Annotated in this window: 7 protein-coding genes; 3 read left to right on the plus strand and 4 right to left on the minus strand. The window is 69.3% G+C overall.

Features of this window, described 5'->3' with window-relative positions; genetic code table 11:
- From VF522_RS05170 to VF522_RS05180, 3 genes are all read left to right on the plus strand, one after another.
- Positions 1-705, plus strand: a 705-nt coding sequence (locus VF522_RS05170) for a GAF domain-containing protein (RefSeq protein ID WP_330907163.1), incomplete at its 5' end; no start/stop codon positions are given.
- A complete protein-coding gene (gene cysK / locus VF522_RS05175; RefSeq protein ID WP_330907164.1) occupies positions 702-1,625 on the plus strand; it encodes a cysteine synthase A in 924 nt (307 codons plus the stop codon). The genes VF522_RS05170 and cysK, both read left to right, overlap by 4 nt.
- Before the next feature lie 113 nt (positions 1,626-1,738).
- Complete coding sequence (locus VF522_RS05180) at positions 1,739-2,386, plus strand: DUF4130 domain-containing protein (protein WP_330907165.1); 648 nt, start codon at positions 1,739-1,741, stop codon at positions 2,384-2,386.
- Here the strand turns inward: VF522_RS05180 and VF522_RS05185 are convergent, their stop codons facing one another.
- From VF522_RS05185 to VF522_RS05200, 4 genes are all read right to left on the minus strand, one after another.
- Positions 2,387-2,950, minus strand: coding sequence for a hypothetical protein (locus VF522_RS05185; protein WP_330907166.1), 564 nt, complete (start codon positions 2,948-2,950; stop codon positions 2,387-2,389). It lies immediately after the preceding gene.
- A 144-nt stretch (positions 2,951-3,094) separates the two neighbouring features.
- On the minus strand, positions 3,095-3,646 hold the full coding sequence (locus VF522_RS05190; protein ID WP_330907167.1) for a hemerythrin domain-containing protein: 552 nt from the start codon (positions 3,644-3,646) through the stop codon (positions 3,095-3,097).
- Positions 3,643-4,248: a nitroreductase gene (locus VF522_RS05195; RefSeq protein WP_330907168.1), complete on the minus strand. Its 606-nt coding sequence runs from the start codon at positions 4,246-4,248 to the stop codon at positions 3,643-3,645. Before VF522_RS05195 ends, VF522_RS05190 begins: the two co-directional genes overlap by 4 nt.
- On the minus strand, positions 4,248-7,265 hold a 3,018-nt coding region (locus VF522_RS05200), incomplete at its 5' end, for an LAGLIDADG family homing endonuclease (protein ID WP_330907169.1). The genes VF522_RS05195 and VF522_RS05200, both read right to left, overlap by 1 nt.

Consider the following 7,265-nt stretch of genomic DNA (forward strand, 5'->3'; position numbering starts at 1 on the left):
GGCTCGCTGGCGATCTCCTCGCGCGCCCCGCGCGAGCCGGCGGCGCGCGATCGCGAGCTGGCGTCGCTGCTCACCGGCACGGCGTCCATCGTCATCGCGCGCCATGCGGAGTCCGTCGCGCGGCGGCAGGCGGAAGAGGCCTTGCGGGAGCGCGACCAGCGGCTGGCGCGGGACCTCGCCGACGCGAAGGAGCTCCAGGCGATCGCCGGCATGGCCGTCGGCGCGAAGGATGCCGGCGCGGTCCACCGCCGGATCGTCGAGGCGGCGGCGGGGCTGATGCAGTCGGAGGGCGCCAGCCTGCAGCTGCTGGACGAGGCCGGCATGTTGCGCCTGCTGGCGTGGAAAGGCTTCCACGCGGAGTCCGCCGCGCAGTGGCAGTGCGTGTCCCTGCACCACGACACGACCTGCGGCGCGGCGCTGCAGCGGCGCGACCGGGTGATCGTCTCCGACGTGGAGGCGTCTCCCGGCCTGCAGGGGACGGAAGCGCTTCGCCTGTACCGCCTGAGCGGGTTGCGGACGGTCCAGTCGACGCCGCTCGTGGGGCGCGACGGCGCGGTGATCGGCATGCTCTCGACGCACTGGAAGGCGCCCCACGAGCCGACGGAGCGCGACCTCGCGCTGCTGGACCTGCTCGCGCGCCAGGCGGCCGATGCGCTCGAATCGCGCCACAATGCGGCCGTCATCGGCGAAAGTGAGGCCTCATGAAAGCGAACAACGTCCTCGAAACCATCGGCCGCACCCCGCACATCCGGATCAACCGGCTGTTCGGCGGCTCGCACGAGGTGTGGGTGAAGTCGGAGCGCTCCAATCCGGGCGCATCCATCAAGGACCGCATCGCCCTGTCGATGGTGGAGGACGCCGAGCGCAGCGGCAAGCTCAAGCCGGGCGGCACCATCATCGAGCCCACGTCCGGCAATACCGGCATCGGCCTGGCGATGGTGGCCGCGGTGAAGGGCTACAAGCTGGTGCTGGTGATGCCCGACAGCATGTCGGTGGAGCGGCGCCGGCTGATGCTCGCCTACGGCGCGACCTTCGACCTGACGCCGCGCGAGAAGGGCATGAAGGGCGCGATCGCGCGGGCGCAGGAACTGGCGGAGCGGACGCCCGATGCCTGGATCCCGCAGCAGTTCGAGAATCCCGCCAACGTCGAGGTGCACGAACGCACCACCGCGCGCGAGATCCTCGAGGACTTCCCGAACGGCGTCGACTACCTGATCACCGGCGTCGGCACCGGCGGCCACATCACCGCCTGCGCCAGGGTGCTCAAGCAGAAGTGGAGCCGGCTGAAGGTGTTCGCGGTCGAGCCGGTGAACTCGCCGGTGCTGTCCGGCGGCCAGCCTTCGCCGCACCCGATCCAGGGCATCGGCGCCGGCTTCGTCCCGCACATCATGGACACCTCGCTGCTCGACGGCGTGATCCTGGTCGATGCCGAGCCGGCCCGGGAGATGGCACGCCGTTGCGCGCGGGAGGAGGGCATCCTGGTGGGGATCTCCTCCGGCGCGACGCTGGCAGCCATCCAGCAGAAGCTCAAGGACATCCCGGCCGGCGCCACCGTCCTCGGCTTCAACTACGACACCGGCGAGCGCTACCTGTCGGTGGAAGGCTTCCTTCCCGCCGCCACCTGACGGGCGGCGGCCGGGGTTTCCCGGACGCTTCGAAAAATGCAGCCAAAATCCCCCCGCGTACCGGGACGCAGGCGCAGAATGTGAACGTGTCCTAACTCCCCGCGCCATTTCCCGTGCAGGTCCCGCTGTCCAACCAGGTCGACGTCGCTGGATTCCATAGCGAAGCCACGCGCCTGCTGGCCCAGCAGGTGCCGCCGGATACCGTCGAGTGGAGCGCGGCGCCGGCGCAGGCTGTCGAGGAGGAGTCGCTGGACGCGGAACGGGCGGCCATCCGCAACCGCGCGGCGCGCGCGATCATCCCGCAGTCCTTCGTGCGCATGAGCGAACTGGTGGTGCTGCACCGGGACCCGGGACGCTTCGATCTGCTCTACCGCTCGCTCTGGCGGCTGGTCTACGAGCCGGAGCTGAAGAACGACTACGGCGACCACGACCTCGCCCGGCTGCGGCAGATGGCGCAGGCGGTGCGGCGCGACATCCAGAAGATGAAGACCAAGCTCGTCTTCCGGCCCCTGCACCTGCGGGGCGAACCCGAGCCGGTCGCCTGGTACGAGCCCACCCACTACATCTCGGAGTCCGTGGGTGCCTGGCTGGCCAAGCGCCAACCGGGCGCGCACTGGATCCTCCTCACGCCGGACCGCAGCATGCGCTGGGACGGCATCCACCTGCTCAGCGCGCCCGCCGTCGCGCCGGGCCAGGAGCCGATGGCCGAGCGCAGCGACGGGGACTGGGCCCGCGTGCTCGAGGCGATGCCCTGGCGCTGATCAGGGCGTGCCGGAGGGCTGCGAGGTCCCGGCGCCCAGGTTGCTCGAGAAGCTGAAGTCGCTGCGGGTGCGCCGCCACGGCGTGCCCGTGTCCCCGATCAGATCGCGGCAGCGCAGGAACATGCTGTCCAGCGTCGCATCCTGCGCGTCGCGCAGCTGGTGGTAGCGCGGGTCGGCGTAATAGGGCCGCTGCGAGCCGCCCGACATGCGCAGGATGTTCTCCTCCCACAGGTATTGCATCAGCTCGCGGTGCGCCTGCAGCAGCTGCAGCATCAGCTTCGAGAGATCGGGGAAGTGCTCGTCCTTGATCTGCACCGCCTGCGCCAGCGCCGCCGGGATGGTGAGGGTCTCCGGGTCCTGGTGCAGCAGCGGCTCGTCGCGATGCCAGTCGATCCAGGCGGTGTAGGCCTTCAGGCAGTCCATCAGGCGGTAGCCCGCCTGCTTGCGCCGCGCGGCGCGGCGACGGGCGCGCAGGCGCAGCCGCCAGAGCGCGGCCACGGCGAACGCCGCCAGCGCCGTCATGGCGACGGCGGCGAGGGTGTCGGGATGGGTCAGGGCGCGCACGGGGATGGAATTGTTCCCATGCCACCCCGGCCGTTCCGGCCGCGAGCGCCCGGCGGCGCGGCGAGCGGGATGACCGGTACGCGGCAGTTGAACGCGTCACGCTTCCGGCGAATCGCGACCCTTACGCCATCCGGGGGAGGACTGTCATGACGTCACCCCGCGCCGGCGCATCATTTCCTTCCCCGCGGCTTCGATCTCGCTCTCGTCCATGAGCGCGCGTGCTCGCGGGTAGGCGATCCGTTCTTCCGCGGCGAGGTGTTCGCCGTAGAGGCCGGCGAAGGCGTCGAGCGCCTCGTCGTCTGCCGCGCTGAAGCGATCCGCTTCGGCCCGCGCCACGCGCTCGAGAACGCTGCGTGCTTCCACCCAGCACTGCTCCATCCGCAGGTGGTCGCGCTGCAGTCTTTCCACCACCGGCACGACCTCGGGATCCGCCTCCCGCAGCAAACGCGGGAACACGTGCAGCTCCTCGTCGCGATGGTGATGCGGTGCGGCGATGTCGAAGTAGCGCATCACGTCGCGCGCCGCCTGCTGGGCCTGCACGTCCGCTCCGTTCTCGCGCACGTGGGCGCGCAGGCGCGCGAGCAGCGCCAGCATGCGCTGCACCCTTTCGTGGCAGGCCTCGAGCATCTCGAAGGGCTGCTCGAAGCCGGCGGCGGGTGAAGCCACGAGCGACTGCAGGCGGATCGGCTGGCTCACGGCGGTCCTCCGAGTTCGCTCACGTAGCTGGCGGCGTCCGGCCGCTCGCGTCCGCGCTTCTTTCCCGCGATGGTGCCGATGTTCACGAAGCACAGCGCCTGCTCCTGCGGGCCGAGGCCGAACAGTCCGCGCAGGCCGCGCGATCCCATCGCCTTGCCGCTGGTGAGGGCCGAGCCGAAGCCGAGCACCGTCGCCATCAGCAGCATGTTCTGGATGGCGCAGCCGGCGGACACCAGCCGTTCCGCCGGCGGGATCTCGTCGCCGGCGGCGCCGGTGTCGCACACGGCGAGCATCAGCAAGGGCGCGCGGAAGGCCTTCTCGCGCGCCTGTGCGACCTGTTCTTCGGTGGCTTGCGCGTCGCGTTCGCGCAGGGAGGCGGCGAACACCTCGGCCAGCGCGGAACGCCGCATCTGCGGCACGATCACGAAGCGCCAGGGCAGCCGCTCGCCGTGGTCGGGCGCCGCGGCGGCGGCGCGCAGGATGCGCTGCAGCTGGGCGTAGTCCGGTCCCGGCGCGGCCAGGCGCTTGGGCAGCACCGTGCGGCGGCCGTGGATCAGCGTCTCCGCCCATTCGGCAGCGAAGGCGGTGTCCGGCGGCTGCATCACCCGCAGGCTCCGACGTGTCCGCAGGAGGTGCAGAACTCGCAGCCGTCCTTGCGGATCACCGCGTGGGCGCCGCACTCCGGGCACTTCGCGCCGGCCATCGTGGGCGCCGACACGGCGGCGGTGGGCGCTTCCGGCGTCTCCAGCGCCGCCACCGGCTCGCCCCGGCGGCGGGCGATGATGTTCTGGACCGCGTAGGCGATCGCCGCCACCTCCGAGTCGTGCCACATCGGCACCGTGCCGCCATCGGGTTTGGCGTAGGTGCCCAGGCGCACCGGCCCGCGGTCCCAGGCGACCTTGCGCATGTCGGCCAGCGCCCGTTCCAGGAAGCCGCCGCGCGCCGCCAGCGACAGCAACCGCATGCTGGAGGTGATCCACTGCTGCGACTCGCCGCTCTGCCCCACCGGCATGAAGAACTCGATCGCGCGCTCGCGGCCATCCGCGATCGGCAGGAAGGACACGACGATGTAGGTGTTCTGGCGCCCGAGCGGCGTCCAGTACTCGAGCTTCTCCACCACGGCCGGCAGCTGGCCCTGCGGCCGCTTCTCGATCATGGTGCGCATGGGGTCGAGCTTGCGGCGCTCGAGCGGCGGCAGGGTCTCCGCGGCGGGCTCCGGCGTGGTGGACAGCACGGCGCCGAGGATCGCGTTGGGGCGGTAGGTGGCGAGGCCCTTCAGTCCCGCGCGCCAGGCTTCGAGGTACAGGCCCTTGAAGTCGTCGTACGGGTAGTCGGCGGGGACGTTGACGGTCTTGGAGATCGCCGTGTCGATGAAGGGTTGCACCGCTTCCATCATCGCCAGGTGGTCCGCCGCGCGCATCTGGAGCGCCGACACGAAGTACGGCGGCAGTTGCGCGGTGTCGCCGCCCAGCGAGCGGTACAGCCGCCAGGCGTGGTCTTCCACGTCGTATTCGGACTTGCTGCCGTCCGCTTCGCGCTTCTTGCGGCGATAGGTCCAGGAGAAGGCGGGCTCGATGCCGTTCGATGCGTTGTCCGCGAAGGCGAGGCTCACGGTGCCGGTGGGCGCGATCGACAGCAGGTGGCTGTTGCGGATGCCGTGCTTGCGGATCTGCGCCTTCAGCGGCTCGTCGAGGCGGCTGGCAAAAGTGCCGGCTTCGAGGTACTTGTCGGCGTCGAGGAGCGGGAAGGCGCCTTTCTCCTTCGCGAGATCGACCGATGCGGCGTAGGCGGCATCGCGCATGGTGCGCGCGATGCGCGCGGCCATGTCGCGGCCCTCGGGCGCGTCGTAGCGCAGCTTGAGCATCGTGAGCGCGTTGCCCAGGCCGGTGAAGCCGACGCCGATGCGGCGCTTGGCGCGGGACTCCGCCTGCTGCTGCGGAAGCGGCCAGAAGGTGAGGTCGAGGACGTTGTCGAGGGCGCGCACTTGCACGGCCACGGCTTGGGCGAAGGATTTGAAATCGAACTCGGGGGCACCGCCGAAGCCGAACGGATGGCGCACGAACCTCGTCAGGATGACGGGACCGAGATTGCAGCAGCCGTAGGGAGGCAGCGGCTGCTCGCCGCAGTTGTGGACGTACAGGCCGTTCGCATCGAAGGCATGGACGTCGGCCACGGTGACGTCGTAGACCTCCTCTTCGCCGTCGGGGTCCAGGCTGGCGACGGTCGCCGTGAAGGTCTCGCGGTTCAGCGCCCGTTTGTATCCGTCGAGGAGGGCACGCAAGCGCTGTGACTTGGAAGTGTCGGAGAAACCGACATGGTCGGCGAACAAGGCGATGCTCTCCCCGCTGATGACCAGTTCGTGGTATTCCTTGCAGTCGTAGTAGCGTCGGCCTCCCCGTCCATCGGGCATCAGGCGAGGCATTGCGGGTCTACGCTTTTCATAGATCGTGCTGTTGATACTGAGTCGCAGCAGCATGCGCTGGACCGCCTTCAGCAAGCCCGTATCCGATTGCGCGAGGCGGACACTGACGCCCTTATCTTGATTGCCGATCACGGTGCCGTCTGCATCGAACAGACCGCGCAGCACGCCGGAGGTGAAGAAAGCGGAGCCTTGCTCGATAGCCGGAGTCACGGTCTTGCAACCCGGACGCAGTCCGAACGAGAAAGCCAGATCCCGCAGCGGTGCAGAGCCCAATCGCGCTTCCCCGCGTTCCAGCGTTTTGGAGAAACCGCGGAAGTCGGCTCGATGCGGCAGAGTGCTGATCGCAGTGTTCACGGCTGCAACGATTCCGGCCACGCCGGTGCTCGCCAGCGCCGGGGCGTCTCCGCCTACCACCTTCAGCTCCGGACTCCAGACCGATAGAACGGCTTTCTTTTCTGTCAGGTGTCCGTCTCCAATGAGCAGTCCCAGCAGGTAACCTTCCTCACTCGTGCCGCGTCCATCCCAACCTCCCATCGCGCGATGATCATGGAGGATCACCTCGTCTCCGGGACGCAGCGCTTCGGCCGGAGCCCATTCCGCTTCCATCACGTGTCGCGTCTTCCGTGTCACTCGCCGGACCCGGTGATCGGCCGTGAGCCGCAATTCGTGACCTTCCCGCGTGCGCAAGCGAAAGACCGGCTTGCGGCCCGTGGCGAAGAAGCCTTTACTGCGGACAGGGAATCCAGTTCCGTCCACGACTGCCGTGAACTTCCTGCCGACCAGGTCCTGTACCTGCGCCGGTCCGTCGGTCGTCATGACCCAGGTGTCCGCCGTTACGCACGGATTGGTGCTGGTGATTTTTTCCGCATACCGAAGGTTGTTCTCGCGGTTGAGCGTATCGACGAACAGGATGCCCGGTTCCGCGAAGTCGTAGGTCGATCGCATGATCGTGTCCCACAATTCCTGGGCGGGCATCGTGCGGTACACCCACACCCCATCCCCCCGCAGATGCGCCCCCTGCGCGATCAGCGCCGCACCCGGCTTGCCCTTGTGCACCAGTGCCCAGTCGCCGCCGGCCTGCAGCGTGCGGACGAATTCGTCGGTCACGGCGACCGACACGTTGAAGTTGTTCCAGCGCCCTGGCGTGCGCTTGGCGGTGATGAACTCCAGCACGTCGGGATGGTCGATGCGCAGCAC

Origin of the sequence: Ramlibacter sp., assembly GCF_036383835.1 — a bacterium.
In the GTDB taxonomy this organism is placed as follows: Bacteria; Pseudomonadota; Gammaproteobacteria; order Burkholderiales; family Burkholderiaceae_C; genus Ramlibacter.

Bases quoted from the DNA above. Each gene is read 5' to 3' on its own strand.
- cysK (WP_330907164.1), top strand. From the start codon at position 702: ATGAAAGCGAACAACGTCCTCGAAACCATCGGCCGCACCCCGCACATC.
- VF522_RS05195 (WP_330907168.1), bottom strand. From the start codon at position 4,248: ATGCAGCCGCCGGACACCGCCTTCGCTGCCGAATGGGCGGAGACGCTG.